The sequence below is a fragment of the Pseudomonas sp. SA233 genome (assembly GCF_054792385.1).
The window spans coordinates 130,610-153,676 of sequence record NZ_CP096450.1; the positions used below are offsets into that span (position 1 = coordinate 130,610).

A 23,067-nucleotide genomic window follows, 5' to 3' on the forward strand; every position below is an offset into this window, starting at 1 on the left:
GCGCAAGAGCAGCGTCAGAGATCGCCGAGTTGCTCGATGACACCTTGGGCCTTGAGCTCGGCAAGGCGGACGTCATCCAGCCCGAGACGGCGCTTGAGCACGTCATCGGTGTGCTCACCGAGTTGCGGTGCCGGACGCTGGTACTCCACCGGGGTGTCGGACAGTTTGACCGGGCTACCGACCATGCGGAATCCGGGGTTCAGAGCATGGGGAATGTCGACCAGCATGTCGCGGGCCAGCACCTGCGGCTCGTCCAGGGCCCGGCCGATGTCATTGATCACACCGACCGGCACCTTGACCGCATGGATTCTGGTAACCCAGTTGTCGGCCGTATCACTCAGAAAGTGTTCGGCCAGCTTCCCGACGAGCACCACACGGTTACGCACTCGATCAGCGTTCTTGGTGAACCTCAAGTCCCGGGGCAGTTCCGGCAAGCCGATAGCCTCGCACAACGCGACAAACTGGCTGTCGTTGCCGCAGGCGATGATGAAATCCCTATCGCTGGCGGAGAACACCTGGTACGGCACGATATTGACGTGGGCGTTGCCCAGTCGGCCGGGCGAGCGCCCGGTGCTGAGGTAGTTCTGGCTCTGGTTGCCGAGCATCGCCACCTGCACGTCCAGCAGCGCCATGTCGCAATGCTGGCCACGTCCGGTTTTCTCGCGCGCAAGTAACGCGGCCTGGATGGCTATGACGGAATACAGGCCGGTCATCACGTCCGACACTGCGACACCCACTTTCTGCGGGCCGGCCCCGGGCACGCCATCCTTCTCGCCGGTGATGCTCATCAGGCCGCCCATGCCCTGGATGATGAAGTCGTAGCCGGGCTCTTCCGCACGCGGGCCCGTCAGCCCGAAGCCGGTGATGGAGCAGTACACCAGGCGCGGATTGAGCTTCGCCAGGTTCTCGTAGTCCAGCCCGTACTTGGCCAGCGAACCGGCCTTGTAGTTCTCGATCAGCACATCGCATTCGCAAGCCAGGGCACGTACCAGCGCCTGGCCTTCGGGAGTCGCGAGGTTCAATGCCACCGACAGCTTGTTGCGGTTGGTCGATTGGTAATAGGAAGCTTCGGGACTGTCCGCGCCATCCGCGGTCTTCATGAAGGGCGGCCCCCAGCCGCGGGTGTCGTCGCCCACGCCAGGCCGCTCGATCTTGATCACTTCCGCTCCCAGATCCGCCAGCACTTGGCCGCACCAGGGGCCGGCTAGTACGCGGCTGAGGTCGAGTACGCGATATCCGCTTAATGCACCCATTTTTATCTCACCTTCTTTAGCTGCGCAGTCACACGCGCTCAATGACCATCGCCAGCCCTTGGCCGACTCCGATGCACAAACTCACCACAGCGTAACGCTGGCCGCTGCGCTGCAACTGCCGCGCAGCGCTCAGCGCCAGGCGCGCGCCGGACGCACCCAGCGGGTGGCCCACAGCAATGGCTCCGCCGTTGGGGTTGACCCGCGGATCGTCGAAGGCCACCCCTAGAGCGCTCAGGCAGCCGAGCACCTGGGAGGCGAAGGCCTCGTTGATCTCGATGATGTCCATATCCGCCAGGCCGAGCCCGGCCCGGGCCAAGGCCTTGTTGATTGCCTCCACCGGACCGACGCCCATGATGCGCGGCTCCACACCCACCGCTGCGGCCGACAGCACGCGCGCCATAGGCACCAGGCCATAACGCTCACCCGCTGCTGCGGACCCGATCAGCAGCGCGGCAGCGCCGTCGTTCACGCCTGAGGCGTTGCCGGCGGTGACCACGCCGCCCTCGGACAGCGGCTTCAGGCGTGCCAGGGCCGCCTCGTCGGACTCCGGCCGTGGATGTTCGTCCTGCTTGACCACGTTCGGCGGGGTCTTGCGTCCGGTGGAGACGCTCACCGGGACGATCTCGTCGTTGAAGAAGCCGGCCTGGCGGGCCGCCTCGTAACGCGCCTGGGAAGCGGCGGCGAAGCGGTCGGCCTGCTCGCGGCTGATGCCGTATTCACGGGCCACGTTGTCGCCGGTCTGCGGCATGCTGTCGTTGCCGAAGGCGGCGACGATCTTCGGATTTGGGAATCGTGCGCCGATGGTGCTGTCGTAGACCGTCAGGTCGCGGCTGTAGGCGGCTTCGGCCTTGGCCATTACGAAGGGCGCGCGCGACATGCTTTCCACGCCGCCGGCCACGAACAGCTCGCCCTCGCCGCAGGTCACCGCCCGCGCCGCGTCGATGACCGCCGCCAGCCCGCTGGCGCACAGGCGGTTGATCGTCTGTCCCGGCACCGTGACCGGAAGGCCCGCGAGCAGTGCGGCATGGCGCGCCACGTTGCGGCTGTCCTCGCCGGCCTGGTTGGTGTTGCCGAGGAGCACGTCCTCGATGGCATCGCCCGGCACCCCGTGGCGGTCCAGCAATTCACGGATCACATGCGCGGCCAGGTCGTCCGGACGCACCGGCGCCAGGGCGCCGCCATGTCGTCCGAAGGGCGTGCGCAGGCCGGCGTACAGGAAAGCATTGAGCATTGAAGGCTCCTTATTGAAGTGAAAGTGAAGACTCAACCCAGCGCCGGTTCGGCATGGCGCAGCGACAGGCCGAGGGCGGCCCGGCGGCGCAACCAGGGTCCCGGGCGGTAGCGGGCGTCGCCGGTCAGCGCGGTCATGCGTTCAAGAATCAGCAGCAAGCGCGCGGCGCCAACGCTGTCACCCCAGGCCAGCGGTCCCTGCGGATAACCCAAACCACGGCGCACGCCTTCGTCGAGGTCGTCCACGCTGGCGATGCGCTGCTGCACGATGTCACCAGCTAGGTTGACAATCATCGCCAGCATGCGCTGGGCGATGAAGCCGACGCTGTCGTTGATCACGGTAACCCCGACCCCGTCGCCAGCCAGCAGCGCATGGGCCGCATCGCGCATCGCCGGACGGGTTGCAGGGGACTGCATCAGGCAGCGGTGCCGCATCGGGTCGAGTAGCAGGTCGATGCACAGCGTCCGTGCCGGATCGGTGGCGAAGCGGGAGCAGGCGCTGGTCGCGTCGATGCCATAGGGCGCCAGCAGGCATAGTGCCTCGCACGACGGCGTGGTGCCCTGCTCAATGCGAGCGCCGAGCTGCTCCAGCAAACCGGTCAGGCATTCGCGGTCGGTGTCGTTCTCGGCACCAATCCACACCGGCGGCAACGCCTCCACTGTCGGCACCGCCTGCGGTACTGGCGGGTCGATCATTTGCCCGTCCTGGTAGCGGTAGAAGCCACGGCCCACCTTACGCCCCACATAACCGGCCTCGAGCATCAGCCGGGTCAGCGGCGAGGGACGGTAGCGCGGCTCCTGGTAGAACTGGTTGTAGATCGACTCGATCACCGGATGCGACACGTCCAGCGCGGTCAGGTCGAACAGCTCCAGTGGGCCCATGCGAAACCCCAGCCCCTCGCGCAGGATGCGGTCGACATCCGCCGGTTCGGCTACGCCTTCCCGGAGAATCTGCAGCGCCTCGGTGCTGTAGGCGCGGCCGGCGTGGTTGATGATGAATCCCGGGGTGTCCTTGGCGCGAATGCCGCGATGGCCCATGCGCGCCGCCAGCGCCTGCAGGCAGTCGCCCACCTGCGCGTCGGTGGCCAGGCCGTCGATCACTTCGACCACCTTCATCAGTGGTACCGGGTTGAAAAAGTGGAAGCCGGCCACCCGCTCGGGGTGTCGGCAGCCACGGGCGATGCTGGTGACCGAGAGCGACGAAGTGTTGGTCGCCAGGATGCAATCGGCGGTGATCACGGCTTCCAACTCGCCGAGCAACGCCTGTTTGGCATCCAGGCGCTCAACGATGGCCTCGACCACCAGTTGTGCATCAGCCAGTTCTTCCAAGGTGCTGGCCACCTGCAGGCGCTCCAGTGTGGCCTCGACGTCGGCGCCGCTGATCTTGCCCTTGTCTGCCAGCTTGCCGAGGGTGCGCTCCAGGTTGTCACGGGCGACCTGCGCAGCGCCTTCTCGGGCATCGAAGAGTTTCACCTGGATGCCGGCCTGCGCGGCGATTTGGGCGATGCCGCTGCCCATCACACCGGTACCCACGATGGCCATGCGATCGATCATACGAGTCATGTCTCACTCCCCCTGGAAGTTGGCTTTGCGCTTTTCGAGGAAGGCTGCGGCACCCTCCTTCTGGTCACGGGAGTCGAACAGCAACTGGAAGGCTTTGCGCTCAAGTGCCAGAGCACTGTCCAGCGGCAGATCAGCACCGGCCAACATCACCTCCTTGATCTGCGCCACCGCCAGCGCCGGCAGTGCGGCTATCTCAGCGGCCAGCTCTAGGGCACGCGGCAGGGTGCGCTCATCGGCCACCACTTCGCTGACCATGCCCATGGCCAGCGCCTCCGGCGCCTTGACCAGGCAGCCGGTCAGAGCGATGCGCATGGCCTGGAACTTGCCCACCGCGCGGATCAGGCGCTGGGTGCCGCCAGCGCCGGGCATCAGCCCGAGCTTCACTTCCGGCTGGCCGAAGCGCGCCGACTCACCGGCAACGATGATGTCGCAGTGCATGGCCAGCTCGCAGCCGCCGCCCAGGGCGAAGCCGTTCACTGCGGCGATCACCGGTTTCGGGCAGCGGCTGATGGCCTCCCACAGGTACTCGGTGTGCCGGCGATACATTTCGATCGGGCTGGCCTGGGCGAACTCGCGGACATCTGCGCCAGCGACGAAGCACTCTTCGCCACCGGTGAGGACGATCACCCGTACCTGCGGATCGATGGCCAAGGCCCGGAAATGCTCGGCCAGTTGCTGACGCACATGACTGTTGAGGGCGTTCTTCGCCTCGGGGCGACTGATCCGTACAACGGCCACGCCGGTTTCCTGGAAAGTCACTAGGACCTGTTTCGCTTGCTCTGAATTCATGACGTCTAAAATCTCGCCTTTTGTTTCGCTGCACGAAATCACATTTCGAATACGAACAAATCATAGTGACAGGTTGGTGCCGATGTAAACGCCATTGATCAAAAACCGCTTAAAATCCAGTAAAATCAGGCAATTCAAACCGGAATGTTTTCCGGTTGCTCTTTGTACGGATGCTCACTACAATTTCGCCATACGAAACTTGATTTTATTTTATTGATTTTTTGGAGTTGAGGGTTCTACCATGCGCCACAACAGGACGGATTCGCAGGCATCCGTATCGACTGATCACGAGACTGAACTGGAGCTGCTTGAGAAGGGGCTTCTCGATCCGGTGTCAGCCCTGAGTGAAGAGGAAAATAGCGGCCAGTTCGTTACCGCGCTGGCGCGGGGGCTGGAGTTGCTGCGCTGCTTCAGTCCGCGTGAAAACGTGCTCGGCAATCAGGACCTGGCCAGGAAGACCGGCCTGCCTAAGCCGACGGTGACAAGGCTTACCAACACCTTGATGCGGCTGGGCTGCCTGAAGCGCGAAATTCATTCGGGAAAGTACCAGTTGGATGTGGGAGTGCTGGGCTTCGGCTATTCGATGCTCTCGAATTTGTCGATTCGCTCCGTAGCACACCCACTGATGGAGGAACTGGCGAATCACGCTCAGGCCGCGGTTGCCATGGCTGCCCGTGATCGACTGCAGATGGTTTATCTGGATGTGGTGCAAGGCGAGGGGAACATGACCATGCGCCGACAGATCGGCAGCTACCTGCCGCTGGCCCAGAGTTCGGTTGGGCGGGCGTGCCTGGCGGCGATGCCGGAGAACGAACGGGAGTTTCTGCTCGATCACATCCGCCAGCGTGAAACGGAACAATGGCCGGCCATCCGTAAAGGTCTGGACCGCGCCTTCAGGGACTACGCCGACTACGGCTACTGCCTGTCTATCGGCGAATGGCATCGCGACGTCAATTCCGTCGCCGTGCCCTTGCTACATCCGCAGTACGGGCTGCTGGCCTTCAACTGCGGAGGACCGAGCTTCCAACTGACACGGGAGAGGCTCGAGGACGACATCGGGCCCCGCCTGATCAACATGGTTAACAACATAGGCGCTGCCGCTCGTTGATCCTCGGGTGACAGTGCCTCGCCAGCCGGGCCCACCTGTGGGCCCTTGAGGAGAGCACATGATCCGTGACCCAGAAACCCTGCAGCTTCTGTTGGATTCGATCCATCAGTTCGTCGACGAAGCGTTGATCCCTCGCGAAAACGAAGTTGCCGAGACCGACGCCATCCCGCAGGACATCATCGAGCAGATGCGTGAGATGGGCCTGTTCGGTCTGACCATCCCGGAAGAGTTCGGCGGTCTGGGCGTCACCATGGAAGAAGAGGTGAACATCGCCTTCGAACTCGGCCGCACCTCCCCCGCATTCCGCTCCTACATCGGCACCAACAATGGCATCGGCTCCATCGGTATCCTGCTCGACGGCTCCCCTGAGCAGAAGGACCGATACCTGCCGAAGCTGGCGGCCGGCGAGTGCCTCAGCTCCTTCTGCCTGACCGAGCCTGATTCGGGTTCCGACGCAGCCTCACTGAAGACCACTGCAGTGCGCGACGGCGACTTCTATGTCATCAACGGCACTAAACGCTTCATCACCAACGCGCCGCACGCCGGCATTTTCACTGTGATGGCCCGCACCAATCCGGAGATCAAGGGCGCTGGTAGCATTAGCTCGTTCATAGTCGAAGCCGGCACGCTGGGCATCACCATCGGCAAGCGCGACCACAAGATGGGCCAGAAGGGTGCCCACACAGCCGACGTGATCTTCGAGAACGTGCGCGTTCCTGCCGCCAACCTGATTGGCGGCAAGGAAGGCGTGGGATTCAAGACCGCCATGAAGGTGCTGGACAAGGGCCGGCTGCACATCGCCGCGCTGTCCGTCGGCGCTGCCGAGCGCATGCTCGCAGACACGCTGCAGTACGCCATCGAGCGCAAGCAGTTCGGCCAGCCCATCGCCGAGTTCCAACTGATCCAAGGCATGTTGGCCGACAGCAAAGCGGAGATCTACGCCGCCCGCTGCATGGTGCTGGACGCTGCACGCAAGCGCGACGAGGGCCTGAACGTCAGTACCGAAGCCTCCTGCGCCAAGATGTTCGCCACCGAGATGTGCGGTCGCGTAGCCGATCGTGGAGTCCAGATTCATGGCGGCGCAGGCTACATCAGCGAATACGCCATCGAGCGCTTCTACCGCGACGTGCGCCTGTTCCGCCTGTACGAGGGTACGACCCAGATCCAGCAGGTGATCATCGCCCGCAACATGATCCGCGAAGCTCAGCGCTAACCCTGCCCGCGCGTCCATGCCATTGGCACTCGCTCGGTGGCATAGGTATCCCGGACGCGCGTCCAGATGGGTCCAGCAGCGCGGGGAGGAGGCACTTTTCCCGTTTCGCTAGAACAACAAAAGGCTTCGTTCGTTATGAGCACCACGACAGCCATTCAAACAAGTGTGGACGCCCCCAGGAGAAATACTTGGGTCATTGTCTTCGTCTTCTGCTTCCTTGGCCTGCTGATCACATCAAGGACAAACAGTTCGACCTGCAGAAGCAGTAAGCGACACGGCGTCGTCCACCGGGTGGAAACACCCCGATGGGCGCAGGCCTGCGGGGTGTTTTTCTGAGTGAAGTCAGCCCGGTATGGCTTGAAGAACGCATGTTCATATCCACAATTGCCATTGTCGTGAGGGCTGATCAAGATTCGAGCGAAGTGAGGCTTCTCGAAAGTCCTAAGTGTCTGAGGAGAAGTAACCCGATATTTCAGTCCTGCAGGATCGCCAAAGCCCGTGCTGCTCAAGGGTTGCTGTAAGTCGGAAAGCATCCCTTCATGCCTTGACGATCAGCAGGAGTTGTGGTGTGCTTTGAGGGCATGCTGGATTGATAGCTAATTCGTTTGAAATGCAGGGTTGTCGAATAGAAAAGTCATTTTTTGACTCATGCAAAATGCTGAAAAAAAATATAAGAAAGTCTTTGATGGAATGGAAAAACAATGCGAGAGAGCATTGGTTCCAGACCACATGGAGACATAAGAGGCAGAAAGTAAGATGAAAAAACTTATCTCGCCAGAACAAGTACCAAAGTGGATTCCGGGTGAACTCACCTTAGACAGCGCTCCCCTATCTTGGGAAGGCATGACGCTTAAGGGGTATCGCTACACCGATCTGGACGTAGCGATACCTGAGATGTGTGATTTCATGATCGTCATCTATAAGCGCGGCATGTCCGAGATGAGTCGGCGTAGCAGTGGGCCATGGCATTCCGAAACAGTAGAGCCCGGCGTCATGTCGATTCTCACCCGCGGCGAGCAATCACAATGGCGCTGGAACAAACCGATCGATGTTTCCCACCTGTACCTATCACAAGCCGCCGTCGCGCGTGTCGCAGGCGAGGTGTTCGAGCGCGACATCAAGGACGTCGAAATGTACGATCTGGTCAGCGCCAAAGATCCGACCCTGCCAACTTTGGTGGCGATGCTTGAAAGTGAATTGAAAGAGGGCGGGCTTGGGGGAAGTCTTTACGTGGAGTCGCTGAAAAACCAATTGTGTATTCATGTGTTGCGCCGCTACGCGAACATCATTTTTCGAGAACATTGCGCCTATGGGAAGCTCTCGTCGGCACAGTGTGGGCTCCTTGTTCAATACATTAAGGAGAATATCGATCAGAATATTTCGCTGGAGGATATGGCCGGGCTGACAAATCTAACCGTATTCAGTCTTATTCGGAAATTCCAGAACGAGTTTAACTGCTCTCCGCATGTCTATGTGATGCGGCAACGGATTGAGCATGCAAAGCAGTTAATTGCGCGCCAGGACATGCCGTTGAAGGTTGTCGCTGCCTGTAGCGGATTCTCCGACCAGAGTCACATGACGCGCCTCTTCCGAAAATTTCTCAACGTGACACCGACGGAGTATAGTCGATCGACTGCAATGCATGGATATAAAAAATAATACCTAAAGATAGGGCTTTTGAGGAAGTTATACGTGCACGGACGTGCTGATCATGAACATCCATATCGGGTGATAAGCTCCGAAAGAAAATTTTTCGCATATTTCGAGCTGTTTGCCACGCGCGCGGGTGGCGGAGCCTCCATGGGGCTCTCCATTCTCCGAAAATACGCGAAAACTTTCTTTCTCTCACTTGTTGCGCATCACAGGATTCCTCTTGAAGCCAATCATAATTGTGCAGGCAGAGCGAGGAAAACGCTCCGTAAACTCCATCTGCCGACGATGGAGTCGGTGCGTTACATTGTCGTCGCTGGTTTGTAGGCCCACGGCGGCAGCGCTTCGCAGTCCTCTACTCTGCGCGCCTGCGGTAGGCGTTCGAGGACGTAGCGCAGCCACGCATTGGGCTCCAGACCCCTGACTCGTGCGTTAAATCGGCGTTCTACAACCCCAAGCGGAGGTCGAGTCTCCGGGAAATGGCCTGAGCAAGGTCGCTGGTTGCGCACGGCAGACGGCCATTCACGATGCTCTGCGAGAGCCTAGGTGTGCAGTCCCGGGATGAGGTGGTGCGGGTCAAGCTTGAAACGGTTCGGCGTTCGAGTCCAGGCATCACAGATCGTTTTGAACGGAGTACGCCACCGTAAAGCCTTCAGATGCTTGGCAAAGTTGTATGCCGTAACAAAGGCCCGCACATGGGCCTTCAGCGCATCGAAGTCCGGATAGTGGAACGACTTGATGGTGGCCTCCTTCACGGTGCGATTCATGCGCTCGACCTGTCCGTTGGTCCACGGGTGATAGGGCTTGGTGAGCTTGTGCTTGATGCCATGCTCCTGGCAGACACGGTCGAAAATGTGCCCACCAAACCGATTGGTCAGGCCGTTGCGATACCGTGGCTGCTCGGTGAACGCCACGCCGTTGTCCGTGAGAACTGTGTGAATGGTGTACGGGTATGCCGTCACCACCTCTTCGAGAAACGCCGCGCCGTTCTGCTTTGTTGCAGCATCGAAAAACGCCACATGGGTGAACTTGGTGACGCGATCAATCGCCAGGAACATGTGCTGTTTTCCCTGCTCCAGACGGAGCTCACTGCTGTCGATATGCAGGTAGCCAATTTCGGTTGGCGCAAACTTTCCATGCTTGGCTCCGACCGGCTCTTTGCTGGGCAGTCTGCTGATGCCATGGCGTACCAGGCAGCGATGCAAGGCACTGCGAGTCAGTTGAGGGAGGGGTTCACGCAGATGCCCCAGCAGGTCGTCCAAGGGAAGCAGGGTGCAGCGCCTGAGCTCGACCACCATCGCTTCCTCAGCATCCGAGAGTCGGACGCTACGCGGCTTGGCAGGCCCCATAGGCTTGTCAGCTGTCGTCGAGCGCGTACGCCACTTGGCTACGGTTTTGACGTTCAGTCCGTAGCGGGCGGCAAGGGCGCGCGTCGACTCTTGCGACGCTTGGAGCTCGGCTCGAACTCGCGGCGTTGTGCGGGCTGAGCCATGAAGACCTGTTGCCATAGCGCATCCTCCTGATGAGGGTTCAAGAATGCACCATGACTTCCCGGGACTGCACACCTAACCCGGTGCTCGAATGTAAGGAACTGCACTTTTTTGCCGTCTGGCTAAGCCCGGATCTGTGTTTTTAGAGGTGCCCTTTGGCCGCCCGCGATTAGCAATTCTATTCCAAAAAATGTAAAAAACGTTCAATACCCCCAATCGGTTCAACAATCAGTATACGTGCTAGCTGTTCCACACTAACAATAATAATAGAGCCAATTAGCATGAATACCTCATCCGAAGCAGATTTTCTGCGCGCTCTGTATCAGTCCTGGACCGACCGTATGGCGGCCAATCCCAATCTGACAATTGCTGACTTACGCAGCCTGTTTGACGAATGGCACCAGCCTACGCTGGAGCCCGAGGGTGTGACCTACAAATCAGACGTTGTTGCTGGAGTCGAGTCCATCTGGGCGCTGCCGGAGAGCGCCGATTCCTCCAAGGTGATTCTGTACACCCATGGGGGGGGCTTCGCTGTTGGGTCAGCCGCGAGCCACCGCAAGTTTGCAGGACATCTTGCCAAACAATTGGGTGTCACAGCGGTTGTCATCGACTACCGCCGTGCACCCGAGCATCCCTTTCCCGCACAGATAGAGGATGCGACAGCCGTGTACCGCGAGCTTCTTGAACGCGGCTTCAAATCGCAAAACATTACGACAAGCGGTGACTCGGCTGGCGGCAACCTCGCAATTGCAACAGTGCTCAAATTGCGCGACGAGGGCATGGCCTTGCCGGGTTCCGTCATCGTTTTTTCCCCATGGCTCGATATGGAGCATATTGGCCAGACTCTGGAGGCCAACCATGCAACTGACGCGTTGGTGAGTAAAGCTGTTCTTCAGGGGATGTCGGGTATGTTCCTTGGCGAGACCGGTTCGCGAACCAATCCGCTTACTAATCCACTTAAAGCCAACTACCAGGAATTCCCGCGCCTGTATATCTCGGTTGGCTCGCTAGAGACGCTGCTCGATAACGCCACAGACCTGGAACAGATATCCAAGGCAGCTGGGGTGGATGTAACCCTGTCTGTAGTAGACGGCATGCAGCACGTATTTCCGATCTTGGCAGGGCGTGCCCGCGAGGCCGATGCCGAACTCAGCCGTATCGCTAAGTGGTTCAAGTCCGCGTGACGAGGTAGTCCCTAGCCATTTTCGGGTTTGGCTGCCCGGAGCTTCATCATCTCAAAAAGTTAATGCGGGCACAGGCTTCCGCCAGGCGGAGCTTTGGCCATAAAAAGGAGAAACGTCGTGGTAGCAACTAAAGATTTCGACGCCATCGTCGTTGGCGCAGGGTTTGGCGGTCTGTATATGCTGAAAAAACTGCGCGACGAGCAGGGTCTCAATGTTCGCGTCTTCGACAAGGCAGGTGATGTGGGCGGAACGTGGTACTGGAACCGCTATCCGGGCGCCCTGTCCGATACTGAAACCCATGTTTACTGCTATTCGTGGGACAAAGAACTGTTGCAGGAGATGGATATCACCAGTCGGTACACTACCCAGCCGCAAATCCTCAAATACCTCGAGAAAGTGGCGGACCGCCATGATCTGCGCAAGGATATCCAGTTCAATACTGGGATCACCGCGATGCATTTCAACGAAACGACTAACCTCTGGGAGGTGCATACCGACACGGGTGAGTCGTACACTGCCAAGTTTATCGTGACTGCGCTTGGTCTGCTCTCCGCCACTAATATTCCAAAAATTAAAGGCCTAGAGACCTTCCAGAGAGAGTGTTACCACACGGGTAACTGGCCCCAGGATGTTCAGTTCGAGGGAAAACGTGTGGGCGTGATCGGTACAGGATCCACAGGTACCCAGGTGATCACCGCCATTGCGCCACAGGTCGAGCATCTCACAGTGTTCCAGCGTTCGCCGCAATACAGCGTACCGGTCGGTAACGGCCCGGTCAGCAGAGAGTATGTCGACAACATCAAGAAGAATTACGACAAAATCTGGGAGCAAGTGAAAAACTCCATGGTCGCCTTCGGCTTCGAGGAAAGCACGGTGCCGGCGATGAGTGTTTCTGATGAGGAACGCCAGGCAGTCTTCCAGAAGGCTTGGGAAAATGGTGGCGGCTTTCGTTTCATGTTTGAAACCTTCTGCGACATCGCCACAGACGAACGTGCCAACAAGGCCGCGCAGGATTTCATCCGGTCCAAGATTGCCGAAATCGTCAAGGATCCGGAAACTGCTCGCAAGCTCACGCCGAACGACCTGTACGCTAAGCGCCCTCTGTGCGACAGCGGTTACTACGCAACGTACAACCGCCCGAACGTGAGCCTGCTGGACGTCAAGGCCAACCCGATAGCAGAGATCACCCCCAAAGGGGTGAAAACCGCAGATGGGGTCGAACATGAGTTGGATATGCTGATCTTTGCCACCGGCTTCGATGCGGTGGACGGTAACTACACCAAGATCGATATCCGAGGCCGTAAAGGCCTGACCATCCAGGACCACTGGAAGGCCGGCCCGACCAGCTACCTAGGCGTTGCGAACGTGAATTACCCCAACATGTTCATGGTACTAGGCCCCAACGGCCCCTTCACCAACTTGCCGCCTTCAATCGAGACCCAGGTCGAGTGGATTAGCGACCTGATCCAGGAAACCAATGCCAAGAACCTCAAGACGGTGGAGCCTACGCCCGAGGCCGAGGCCTGCTGGACCAAGACCTGCCAGGACATTGCGAACATGACACTTTTCCCGAAAGCAGAGTCATGGATTTTCGGCGCCAATATCCCAGGCAAAACCAACACCGTGTACTTCTACCTGGCCGGACTCGGTGCCTATCGGCAGCAGCTCACCGAAGTCCGAAATCAAGGTTATCAAGGCTTCCAGTTTCAGTAAAAAATCACTTGAAAACTAAGGGGGGCAACATGAATCGCGTACAAGACAAAGTCATTATCGTTACCGGCGGCGCAATGGGCATGGGGCAATCGCACAGCGAACTGCTCGCTTCGCACGGTGCATGGGTGTTTGTGGCAGACATGAATGTGGAATTGGGCCAGACCACGGTGGCCGGTATCCGCAAGAGCGGCGGCAAGGCCGACTTCCTGAAACTGGATGTAACAAACGAGGCTGACTGGCATGCAGCGGTGGGGCAGGTTATCGAACGTGCAGGTCGCATCGACGTGCTGATCAACAACGCCGGTATCCTTATTTTAAAGCCTGTGCAAGACACGACCAATGAGGACTGGGACCGCATCTTCGATGTTAACGCGCGTAGTGTCTTCATTGGCACGCGGACGGTCATTCCATTCATGAAGAAAGCAGGCAAAGGCAATATCGTTAACGTATCGTCCATCTATGGTTTGGTCGGCGCCCCCGGTGCCAGCGCCTATCAAGCATCCAAGGGAGCTGTACGCATGTTCACCAAGTCGTGCGCGGTGGATCTGGCCCCCTTCAACATCCGTGTCAACTCGGTGCATCCAGGCGTAATTGAGACACAAATGACGCGGGATCTGCTGGCTGACTCCGTCATCCGCCCGGCCCTGCTCGGACCAACCCTGCTCAAGCGTCCGGCTCAGCCAATCGAAGTGTCACAGGCAGTGCTCTTCCTCGCGTCGGACGAGTCGTCCTTCGTGCATGGCGCAGAGCTGGTGGTCGATGGCGGCTACACCGCCAACTGACCGTTCACAACCCTGAGAACCTGAGGACTTCCGGCAGCATGCCTGTCGGCAGCCAACCATCGGGACAGTCGGAAACCGCATTCTGCTTCGGACAACTGCTGGGCGCTGCGGGAAAATTAAAAATAAAAAATAATTAGGCATCAAGGGGAAGAAAAATGATGAAGCTGATGAAGCTGGGGCTCGGAAGAAAGGTTCGGAATTTTACACTTGTCACAACTGCTGTCCAGTGTCTGATGTCGGGGACCATCGCGTATGGGGCGGACTCGCAGCCGCATGACTTCGTGCCCGCGCCGGCGGGAACGCAGATCGGCCTATTGTATTATCTTGGCAGCACTTCAGATACCTATATCGATGGCCATGGCCATGAAGTGGATGACTCGAGCCTCGACACGAATGTGGGCCTGCTTCGCTACGTTTACTATTTCGACATTGCCGGAATGCGTGCCGATGTGAACGTGTTGCAACCCTTCGGAAGCCTGAACAATATGCGAGTCGGGGGTAGCGACATCGACACCAAAGACTTCTCCATCGGGGATGTTACGCTGGTCGGTACGCTCTGGCCGCTGAACGATCCCGAACATGAACGCTACTTTGCCATTGCCACCTATCTCACCCTGCCGACTGGCAACTATTCTGCCTCCGAACCGGGCTTGGGTTCCAACCGATGGTCTCTCTCCATTCAGCCAGCTTACCTGTTCAAGATCGCCCCTCAATGGTCGGTCGATCTTGCGGGGGACGTTACTTTCTATGGTGACAACAACGATGGCCCTGGCGGGGCGGATCTGGAAAAGGATCCAAGCTTTACCATGCTTGGCTGGCTCAACTATGAGGCGAGTGCCAAGACAATGTTCTCGCTGGGATTCACGACAACCCGGGGCGGGGAGGAGTCGGTCAAAGGCGTCGATGGCTCGGATGTGAAATCAACCACGATCCGGGCGGACTGGTCTCAAATGCTCAGCCCAACAACGCAGTTTTTGATGGAGATCGGGCATGATGTGGATGCAGAGAATACGTTCAAGCGCGATGCAACACTGACCTTCCGACTTGCAAAGTTCTTCTGAATGGTGCGGGGCGCGTGGGCCGAACCATTCGAAATGGCTCCATGAACTCCGGATCCTTGATTCAGGCCGTTTGTTTTTTTATCCGCGTGATGCTTCAGGGTAGCGCCCAAGGCTGGCCTGAGGCATCGCGCCTTAGGGTATGGCGCAGTCAGGGCACTGTGAAGCATTGCGTATTTTCATGCATTTTAGCGGGCTGCTGGTGTACCGCTTCCTGAAGACGACTGAGCTTGCATAATCAGAAAGGCCAATGCGCCAGCACGGCCGGAGCGGTTGATCGGCGTTTTTCAAGGTAGTTGTCGGTGTGCCATGAAGGCAGAGCATCTGGAGGATGCCTGCCATGCTGTATCTGTGATGAGGGCGGGCCCCTCGGATTCGCCGATCAGGCGGTGATTCCAAACCACCCTGGGCTGCATACGTAAAGAGCGTGTGTGGTGAGCGCCACGGGAAAAGGCTGACCAAGAGTCAGTCAGGTATGAGTGATTGAGACGAACGTAAGTGAACCATCGAAGAAGTGTCGATAATTGCAGACGATATCGAAACCAGAGACTCGACAACGCTCTGGGACAAGTCAGACGGGCGCCCGGGTTCTGGTCTGGCGGTATCCGGCATAGAGGTGGCGTGACGATCATTCAGGCACATGTACGGAACATGGAAATCTGTCATTGCGATGCCAAGGGAGCGATTCAACCAGAGAGGCGTTATCTCTCCGGTACTTGCGAATTGGACGCTGGATGGCCTGGAAGATGTCGTCCATGCAAGCGTGGCTTCGACAGAGCGCAAGCGTAAGCCATTCAAGATACACGTCGTACGATATGCCGATGACTTCATCATCACAGGGGCCACGAAAGCTGTTTTGCAACATCAGGTTCGTCCTGCAATTGAGGCGTTCCTGAAAGAGCGAGGTTTGGAACTCTCTGATGAAAAGACTCAGATAACGCATATCTCGCAAGGCTTCGATTTTCTGGGCCAGAACGTACGCAAGTACACCGGCAAGCTACTCATCACTCCGGCTCGCAAGAGTGTGAAACCACAGACCATCCGTAGTGACAACGGCCCGGAGTACATCAGCAGTAAGCTTGTTCTGTGGGCGGAAAAGCGCGGCGTTCGCCTGGAGTACATCCAGCCAGGAAATCCACAGCAGAACGCCTACGTCGAGCGCTACAATCGCACGGTGCGTTACGACTGGCTGGGGCATTATTTGTTCGAGTCGATCACCGAGGTGCAGGAACATGCAACTCGCTGGATGTGGACATACAATCACGAACGGCCAAACATGGCCCAGGGAGGTATCACCCCCAAACAGAAGTTGGCCCGCGCGGCCTGACCTCTACTTTTGGCGAGTGCTAAAAATGGGGGGATTACCTGCCGAAGGAACTCAAGAAACTCTTTGGCCCGGTGTCGTTGGGTAATGCGACCGATGACCTGGCCCGTCAGGATGTCGAAGGCGGCATACAAACTGGCCGTACCGCGACGCTTGTAGTCATGCGTCCTGCGTTCGATCTGACCCGGCTTGAGCGGCAGCATGGCTGGGTGCGATCCAGCGCCTGGATCTGGGTTTTCTCGTCCACGGACAGCACCATCGCATTGTCAGGCGGGTTCAGGTATAGCCCAACCACATCGACCACTTTGTCAGCAAAGTGTGGGTCGTTGCTGATCTTGAAGGTTTTCAGCCGGTGGGGCTTGAGGTCGGCAGCGGCCCATACCTGGGCGACTTGCCAGACGGTAACGCCGACGTATTTGGCCATCAGGCGCAGGCTCCAGTGAGTCGCCTCACGCGGTACACGCTGGGTCGTCAGGGTGAGGATTTCCTTAATCTTCGCCTCGTCGAGCTTGCGTGGATGTCCGCTACGCGGGAGATCGCTCAGCCCATCGAGGCCCGCTTCCTGATAACGCTTGCGCCATTTGAATACGACTGGCGACGAAATTTCCAACCGATCACTGACCTGCTTGGGCGTGAGGCCGCTAGCCAGCAACAACAGAATCCGGGCGCGTTGGCCAATGTTTTGAGGCAGAGATCCCATGCACAACCAGCTTTGCAGCGTCTCAACATCAGTGGGTTTTAAACAAAAAGAAGCCGCTGGTCGAGCCATACTACATACGCCGAAAAAGGAGGAATGCACAGTATATTTGTTATCCCTCTATAGGTAAACGAACTTTACGGACAGCCCACTAGCCGCGCACTAATAGCATCCAACGATCGGCGCTGAACCATCCTCCCCGAGCCCCCTTAGATCTTCGTCGTGATAGAGCGGCTGAAACTTCGCCACCAGCTCAGCCACAGCAAAGCCATACATTTTCAGCATAACTTCAATAGAAAATATGCTTTTCTATGCGGGCGGGTAACTTGCTAACGTAAGGCCGAAAGCAGCACCCAGAATTCCCCTGGAGAGCACTATGGTCAGATCCACACCCGCCATGACACTGGTTGACGCCGTCACCTCCAGGTTCTCGGTCAGGGGGTTCCTTCCCGAGCCCGTGCCCCGGGATATTCTTGAGCAGGTGTTCGAGCTTGCCCAGCAGTCTCCATCGAACTGCAATACCCAGCCATGGAAAGCATTCGTCGCTTCCGGAGAGTTGAAAGAGCGCCTTCGCCAGAAATTCTTGGACCGCCAGCAACAAGGTATTCCCGGCACTCCCGACTTTGGATACAACTCCGGCTTTGCAGGCGAATATCGCAAACGCCAGGTCGATTGTGCCGTCGCGCTCTACAACGAGATGGGCATCGCCCGGGATGACAAGGACGGCCGGTCATGGGCCGTAAGGCGTAACTTCGAGTTCTTTGATGCCCCCCCACATCGCCTTCCTCGGCATGGACCGGAGTTTCGGTGCCACCATCGCCCTCGACGTCGGTATTTATGCCCAGACCCTGATGCTCACCCTGCAGGCGTTCGGCATCAGTTCCTGCGCCATGGGCAGCATGCGGGCTTACCCGGATTTGGTGCGCGAGGCCTTCGGCCTTGAGGAACAGACCGGCATCCTGCTGGGCATCAGTTTTGGTTATGAAGACCCGGAAGTCGATGCTAACCGGACATGAACTGTGCGGGAGCCCCTGGAAAATTCCGTGATCTTCGGTGACTGATCGCAACACCCAGGCCCCGCGTACCGGGACTCTCTCGGGCAAGAATAATAAGCAAGCTATTTACATGTGGAGACTGTGTTTTGCATACCACCCTATCAGCAGATGATCTGAAGTTCCGGAAACAGGTTCAGAGCTTCTTCGGCAAAGCGGCTCCCGCGCATGCACAACGACTGCTTAACAAACCGGAGACCTACAAACAGGGGGTTATTCAGTGGCAGAAGCAGCTTTACGAGCAGGGCTGGGTCGCCCCGTTCTGGTCCAAAGAGTATGGCGGTGCTGGCTGGACAGTCACCCAGTCCTACATCTACGAGGGCGAGCGGGTCGCCGCCAATGCACCGGACGTAGTGCCGTTTGGCCTGAAAATGATTGGGCCGATAATCTACACCTATGGCAATGACGAACAGAAACAGCGCTTCCTGCCAGGCATTCTTAATGGTGATGACTGGTGGTGCCAGGGGTATTCCGAACCTGGTGCCGGGTCCGACCTCGCCTCACTGAAACCCCGCGCCGACCGGGACGGCGACGATTACATCGTCAATGGTTCCAAGATCTGGACCACCTACGCCCAGTATGCAGACTGGATATTCTGCCTGGTCCGTACCGATCAGACCGATAAGCCACAAAATGGCATCAGCCTTCTGCTGATCGACATGAAAACCCCCGGTATCACGGTGTCGCCGATTCGCAGCATCAATGGCGTACATTCGCTGAACGAAGTTCATTTCGATAACGTGCGGGTGCCGCTAACCAACCGGATCGGTGAAGAAGGTCAGGGCTGGACCTACGCCAAATCGCTGCTCGTCCATGAACGCACCGTCATTGCCCGGGTTGCCGAGGCCAGAAGCCAGCTGGAAAAGCTGCGCCAGCAAGCTCGCCGTGAATTCCAGGGCGGCAAGGCGATGATCACAGATCCATTATTCCGAGCCCGCTATACCGACATCGAAGTGGAACTGATGGCGCTGGAATATATGGAGCTGCGGGTACTGGCGGCGATGGCCAATAACCAGAGCCCCGGGGCGGAGTCCTCGCTGATGAAAATCAAGGGCACGGAAATCCACCAGGCCATTCACGAACTGAACATTGAGCTGGCCGGAGTTTACGGCGGCCTGATAGTTCGCGACGGCCCGACCGCCGCGGATATCGGCCACGATTTCGGTGATCAGGCCCGCAAGGACTTGATGTACGGCCGTGCAGCACACCATTTACGGCGGATCCAATGAAATCCAGAAGAACATTATCGCCAAGCGTGTACTGGGGCTTTGAGCGTAATCACGGTTTAACTGAAGGATCGGGGTGTGGACTTTTCTCTGACTGAAGAACAACAAATGCTCCAAGACAGTGCCGCGCGTTTTGTCGGCCAGGATTATCCTTTTGACCGCCGGCAAAAGGACATTGATCATCCCCAAGGCTTCGACCCGGAGCTCTGGAAGAAGTTTGCCGGGCTTGGGTGGCTGGCGGTTCCCTTCAGCGAGTGCAACGGTGGGTTCGGTGGCGATGCCACAGACCTCATGGTACTGATGGAGCAACTCGGCAAGGGGTTGGTGGCCACCCCCTATCTGCCCACCATTCTGCTGTTCGGTCGGCTGCTGGAACTAGGTGCCACAGAGGACCTGCGACAGGACCTGATCACCTGCATTATTGACGGGCAGTTGCAGGGCGGTCTGGCGTTTATGGAGCGCCAGAGTCGTTATCAGCTTGCCGATACCCGAACGCTGGCCATTGCCAAGGGTGACCAGTTCGAGATCACCGGGGAAAAAGCCCTGGCATTAAACGGACCTTGCGCCGGCAAACTGATTGTCTCTGCACGGACATCGGGCGGTCAGTTTGACGAAGACGGTATCAGCCTGTTCCTGGTGGACGCGGATGCGGCTGGTCTTGCACGCATAAACTACCGGCTCATGGACGGCCAGCAGGTGGCTAACCTCCGGCTGCAGCAGTTATGTGTCGGAGCCGACCGGCTGATTGGTGCGGAAGGTGCTGGCCTGACACTGTTGCAGAGAGTCATTGCGCGGGCTATACCCGCTATTGCAGCCGAGGCACTGGGGCTGATGAACCGGCTCACCGACACCACCATTGAATACAGTATGACCCGCCAGCAGTTCGGTGTTGCCATTGGCTCCTTTCAGGTACTGCAGCATCGGATGGTAGATATGTTTACCGCTTGCGAACAGGTGCGTTCACTGCTCTATCGGGCCATCTGTTCCGCCGACAAGCCCGACAGCCCGGCACACCACAAAGATCTCCATGCCCTGAAGGTCATTACCGGTCGCAAAGGCAAGGCCGTAGGCAATGACGCTATCCAGCTGCATGGTGGCATGGGCATTACCGATGAGCTGGATGTCGGGCACTATGTCAAGCGCCTGATGGTGCTCAACTCATTGTTCGGTGATGCGGATTTTCATCAGCAGCAACTGGCAGCCCTGTCATTAACCGCGTGAATAGCGTCGCCTTGAGCACCACCGTAGCCACCGGCTCGGCCCTGACCCGCCGTAACCTGGCGACGCTGTGTCTGCTGCTGGTGTCGGCCTGCGCCATAGCCCGGGAGCTTTCGCCAATACCCTGGTTCAGCCCGGTAGCCGGAATTGCCCTGCTGGTATTTGTCCTGCTGCAATGGTCGGGCATCAGTCTTACCTACCGCATCTTTGCGATTGTGGCTCCAGGGCTCGCGGCCGGACTGTGGTTTTCCGCCAAGATCGACAGCGCGGCGCTGGCGGCCGGGCTCGACCGGGCTGCGTTTTTTACCTTCTTCCTGACCTCCCTAGCGGTACTTAGGGAGTCGGCCAAGACCTCTTCCCTGGTACGCAGCTGTGGCAAGGTGCTAGTCAATCAGCCACCGGGGCGACGCTATCTGTTGATGGCCTTTGGTTCCCATCTGTTCAGTGTGATGCTGAACATTGGTGCCCTGAATGTACTAGGCACCATGGTACGCCGCGCCGTCCGGCCGTCATCCGATCTGGAAGCCCTGCGCATTGGCACCATCCGCCGCAAACGTATGTTGACGGCCACCATACGGGGATTCTGCGGCGTGCCCCTTTGGGCTCCCACCTCGGTAACCATGCTACTGGTGCTGTCTGGCATTCCTGACCTGAGCTGGGAGCAATACGCTCCCCTGGGCCTGTTCTGGACTCTTTTGTTTATTCTCTGGGGTGCCGTGCTCGACCGTTTTGCCTACCAGCGCCCCAAGGTTCAATCCGTCAATGGCGGCGGCCTGGTCCAACTCATCCCTCTGGTGGCACTTGTAGCCCTGATTCCCGGTCTGGCCTTTGTGCTCTCACGAATCACCGGGCTGCAATTATTCTCCACGTTGCTGATGTGCGCTCCGGCCATTGGCCTGATCTGGATCTGGGTACAGTATCGCGGCAAGCCTATCGGCATAAAAACAGGCCTGATGCTAAGGCGCATGAGGCGATCCTTCCCGGAAACCTTCACCAGCCAGCGTAACGAGGTGGTGCTGTTCACTTCTTCGGGGTTTATCGGGGTGATTCTGATTCCACTGATCGACCCAGCAGCTGCCAGCGCCTTTCTCACCCAGGCCAATATCAGCAACGCCACCCTGATGGTCTGCATTTCACTGATTATGCTGACGTTTTCTTTCATCGGCATTAACGCGATCATTACCGTTACGCTGATGCTGGGGGCATTGCAGCAGCTACCCGAGCTCAATATTCACCCGCTGATACAAGCCTCGGTTATCGCCATCACGTGGGCGGTTTTTGCCGGAGCTTCGCCGTTCACGGCCTCCTTACGCTTTATTTCCAGTTTCTCAGGAATCTCACCCTTGCGCTTCGGTCTCGAGTGGAACGGGGGATTCAGCGCCAGTGTACTGGCCATCATGTATCTGACCCTCTATCTGGTGCTTTAACACCCCGCCATCACAAACATAACAGCAGGAGAAAACTGCAATGAGCCTTCCAGATAAACTCAAAAACCGACTGACCATTCCAGTGCTGTGCTCACCCATGTTCATCATCTCCACCCCCAAAATGGTCATTGAACAGTGCAAAGCGGGCATCGTCGGATCCTTCCCTGCCCTCAACGCCCGACCGGCTGAAAAACTGGATGAATGGCTGACAGAAATCGAGGAGGCACTGGCGGCATACAAAGCGGAATACCCGGATGCCAAAATAGCGCCCTATGCTGTCAATCAGATCGCCCACCCCACCAATGACCGGCTGGAACACGACACCCAGGTGTGCGTGAAGCACAAGGTGCCGATTATCATCACCAGCCTGCAGGCCAACCAGATGATCGTGGAGGCCGCCCACAGCTACGGTGGGCTGGTGTTTCATGATGTCACCAACATTCGTCATGCCAAAAAAGCGCTGAGCCTGGGGGTGGATGGCCTGACTCTGGTCACCGCCGGCGCGGGCGGCCACGCCGGCACCCTCAGCCCCTTTGCGCTGCTGTCGGAAATTCGCAGTTTCTTTGATGGCCCGGTCATCCTCGGCGGAGCCATTACCAAGGGTAACCATATTCTTGGTGCCAAAGTAATGGGGGCGGATATGGCATATATGGGTACCCGTTTTATCGCCACCAAAGAAGCCAATGCCGAACAAGCCTACAAGGACATGATTCTGGCATCCTCGGCATCCGACATCGTCTATACCAATCTCTTTACCGGCGTTCATGGCAACTACCTGCGGGGCAGTATCGAACTGGCCGGGCTGGACCCGGAAAACCTACCAGCCTCCGACAAGAGCAAGATGAGCTTCGGCTCTGGAGGTAGCAGCAAGAGTAAGGCATGGAGAGATATTTGGGGGGCCGGCCAAGGTGTAGGTGGCATCACTGAGCTGATGTCAGTGGCGGATACCGTCGCCAAATTACGTGACGAATACGAAACCGCCAGACAACAAGTCACCCAGGAAAACTGAACACAGACGGCGAATGGCCTGGCTGCCCCCTTCCTGGGTGTTGGTTATGCTGACCACTTGCATAAGCTCACTCATTGGATT

General features: G+C 58.1%; 17 protein-coding genes and 4 pseudogenes. 14 read left to right on the forward strand and 7 right to left on the reverse strand.

Going from position 1 to position 23,067, the window contains the following annotated elements; all coding sequences use genetic code 11:
- Positions 1–14: 14 nt before the first annotated feature.
- Genes M1D87_RS27185 through M1D87_RS27200 form a run of 4 tightly spaced genes read right to left on the reverse strand, consistent with a single transcriptional unit; the run spans position 15 to position 4,835 of the window.
- Positions 15–1,253, reverse strand: coding sequence for a CaiB/BaiF CoA transferase family protein (locus M1D87_RS27185; protein ID WP_041506119.1), 1,239 nt, complete (start codon positions 1,251–1,253; stop codon positions 15–17).
- A 28-nt stretch (positions 1,254–1,281) separates the two neighbouring features.
- Positions 1,282–2,484 carry a 3-oxoadipyl-CoA thiolase gene (locus M1D87_RS27190; RefSeq protein WP_144000681.1) on the reverse strand — a complete coding sequence of 401 codons (1,203 nt, stop codon included), beginning with the start codon at positions 2,482–2,484 and terminating at the stop codon, positions 1,282–1,284.
- 32 nt (positions 2,485–2,516) lie between these two features.
- Positions 2,517–4,046, reverse strand: coding sequence for a 3-hydroxyacyl-CoA dehydrogenase (locus tag M1D87_RS27195; protein ID WP_033962532.1), 1,530 nt, complete (start codon positions 4,044–4,046; stop codon positions 2,517–2,519).
- A 3-nt stretch (positions 4,047–4,049) separates the two neighbouring features.
- The gene (locus M1D87_RS27200) at positions 4,050–4,835 is read right to left on the reverse strand and encodes an enoyl-CoA hydratase (RefSeq protein ID WP_023663046.1); all 786 of its coding nucleotides are present in this window, start codon (positions 4,833–4,835) and stop codon (positions 4,050–4,052) included.
- Positions 4,836–5,076: 241 nt separating this feature from the next.
- Between M1D87_RS27200 and M1D87_RS27205 the strand changes: the two genes are divergently transcribed.
- The 3 genes from M1D87_RS27205 (at position 5,077) to M1D87_RS27215 (ending at position 8,815) form a co-directional block, all read left to right on the forward strand.
- Entirely contained in the window at positions 5,077–5,943 is an 867-nt protein-coding gene (locus tag M1D87_RS27205; RefSeq protein WP_144000673.1) for an IclR family transcriptional regulator, read from the forward strand.
- Positions 5,944–6,001: 58 nt separating this feature from the next.
- Positions 6,002–7,156: an acyl-CoA dehydrogenase family protein gene (locus tag M1D87_RS27210; RefSeq protein ID WP_023049450.1), complete on the forward strand. Its 1,155-nt coding sequence runs from the start codon at positions 6,002–6,004 to the stop codon at positions 7,154–7,156.
- A 756-nt stretch (positions 7,157–7,912) separates the two neighbouring features.
- Positions 7,913–8,815 (forward strand): helix-turn-helix domain-containing protein, encoded by a 903-nt coding sequence (locus M1D87_RS27215; RefSeq protein ID WP_144000674.1) that lies wholly within the window; start codon positions 7,913–7,915, stop codon positions 8,813–8,815.
- 293 nt (positions 8,816–9,108) lie between these two features.
- Here the strand turns inward: M1D87_RS27215 and M1D87_RS27220 are convergent, their stop codons facing one another.
- Both M1D87_RS27220 and M1D87_RS27225 read right to left on the reverse strand, forming a co-directional pair.
- Positions 9,109–9,315, reverse strand: coding sequence for a transposase domain-containing protein (locus tag M1D87_RS27220; protein ID WP_103470362.1), 207 nt, complete (start codon positions 9,313–9,315; stop codon positions 9,109–9,111).
- 33 nt (positions 9,316–9,348) lie between these two features.
- Positions 9,349–10,314 (reverse strand): IS481 family transposase, encoded by a 966-nt coding sequence (locus tag M1D87_RS27225; protein ID WP_031312623.1) that lies wholly within the window; start codon positions 10,312–10,314, stop codon positions 9,349–9,351.
- A gap of 263 nt (positions 10,315–10,577) precedes the next feature.
- Between M1D87_RS27225 and M1D87_RS27230 the strand changes: the two genes are divergently transcribed.
- From M1D87_RS27230 to M1D87_RS27250, 5 genes and pseudogenes are all read left to right on the forward strand, one after another.
- The gene (locus tag M1D87_RS27230) at positions 10,578–11,480 is read left to right on the forward strand and encodes an alpha/beta hydrolase (protein WP_041506124.1); all 903 of its coding nucleotides are present in this window, start codon (positions 10,578–10,580) and stop codon (positions 11,478–11,480) included.
- Positions 11,481–11,597: 117 nt separating this feature from the next.
- Positions 11,598–13,193, forward strand: a complete 1,596-nt coding sequence (locus tag M1D87_RS27235; RefSeq protein ID WP_461241477.1) for a flavin-containing monooxygenase — start codon at positions 11,598–11,600, stop codon at positions 13,191–13,193.
- Positions 13,194–13,222: 29 nt separating this feature from the next.
- Positions 13,223–13,975 carry a glucose 1-dehydrogenase gene (locus M1D87_RS27240; RefSeq protein WP_144000676.1) on the forward strand — a complete coding sequence of 251 codons (753 nt, stop codon included), beginning with the start codon at positions 13,223–13,225 and terminating at the stop codon, positions 13,973–13,975.
- A 155-nt stretch (positions 13,976–14,130) separates the two neighbouring features.
- Complete coding sequence (locus M1D87_RS27245; RefSeq protein WP_144000675.1) at positions 14,131–15,036, forward strand: transporter; 906 nt, start codon at positions 14,131–14,133, stop codon at positions 15,034–15,036.
- Positions 15,037–15,724: 688 nt separating this feature from the next.
- Positions 15,725–16,360: pseudogene (locus M1D87_RS27250) on the forward strand (transposase); the annotation flags it as partial.
- Between the two features lie 35 nt (positions 16,361–16,395).
- Here M1D87_RS27250 and M1D87_RS27255 read toward each other — a convergent pair.
- Positions 16,396–17,126, reverse strand: a pseudogene (locus tag M1D87_RS27255) (IS630 family transposase); the annotation flags it as partial.
- Positions 17,127–17,451: 325 nt separating this feature from the next.
- Between M1D87_RS27255 and M1D87_RS27260 the strand changes: the two are divergent.
- From M1D87_RS27260 to M1D87_RS27285, 6 genes and pseudogenes are all read left to right on the forward strand, one after another.
- Positions 17,452–17,610: pseudogene (locus tag M1D87_RS27260) on the forward strand (nitroreductase family protein); the annotation flags it as partial.
- 208 nt (positions 17,611–17,818) lie between these two features.
- Positions 17,819–18,070, forward strand: a complete 252-nt coding sequence (locus M1D87_RS27265; RefSeq protein WP_263398594.1) for a nitroreductase family protein — start codon at positions 17,819–17,821, stop codon at positions 18,068–18,070.
- Positions 18,071–18,195: 125 nt separating this feature from the next.
- Positions 18,196–19,378: pseudogene (locus M1D87_RS27270) on the forward strand (acyl-CoA dehydrogenase family protein).
- Between the two features lie 32 nt (positions 19,379–19,410).
- Positions 19,411–20,553 (forward strand): acyl-CoA dehydrogenase family protein, encoded by a 1,143-nt coding sequence (locus M1D87_RS27275; protein ID WP_144000659.1) that lies wholly within the window; start codon positions 19,411–19,413, stop codon positions 20,551–20,553.
- 11 nt (positions 20,554–20,564) lie between these two features.
- A complete protein-coding gene (locus M1D87_RS27280) occupies positions 20,565–21,977 on the forward strand; it encodes a hypothetical protein (protein WP_144000660.1) in 1,413 nt (470 codons plus the stop codon).
- 40 nt (positions 21,978–22,017) lie between these two features.
- Positions 22,018–22,986: an NAD(P)H-dependent flavin oxidoreductase gene (locus tag M1D87_RS27285; RefSeq protein ID WP_144000661.1), complete on the forward strand. Its 969-nt coding sequence runs from the start codon at positions 22,018–22,020 to the stop codon at positions 22,984–22,986.
- Positions 22,987–23,067: the final 81 nt, after the last annotated feature.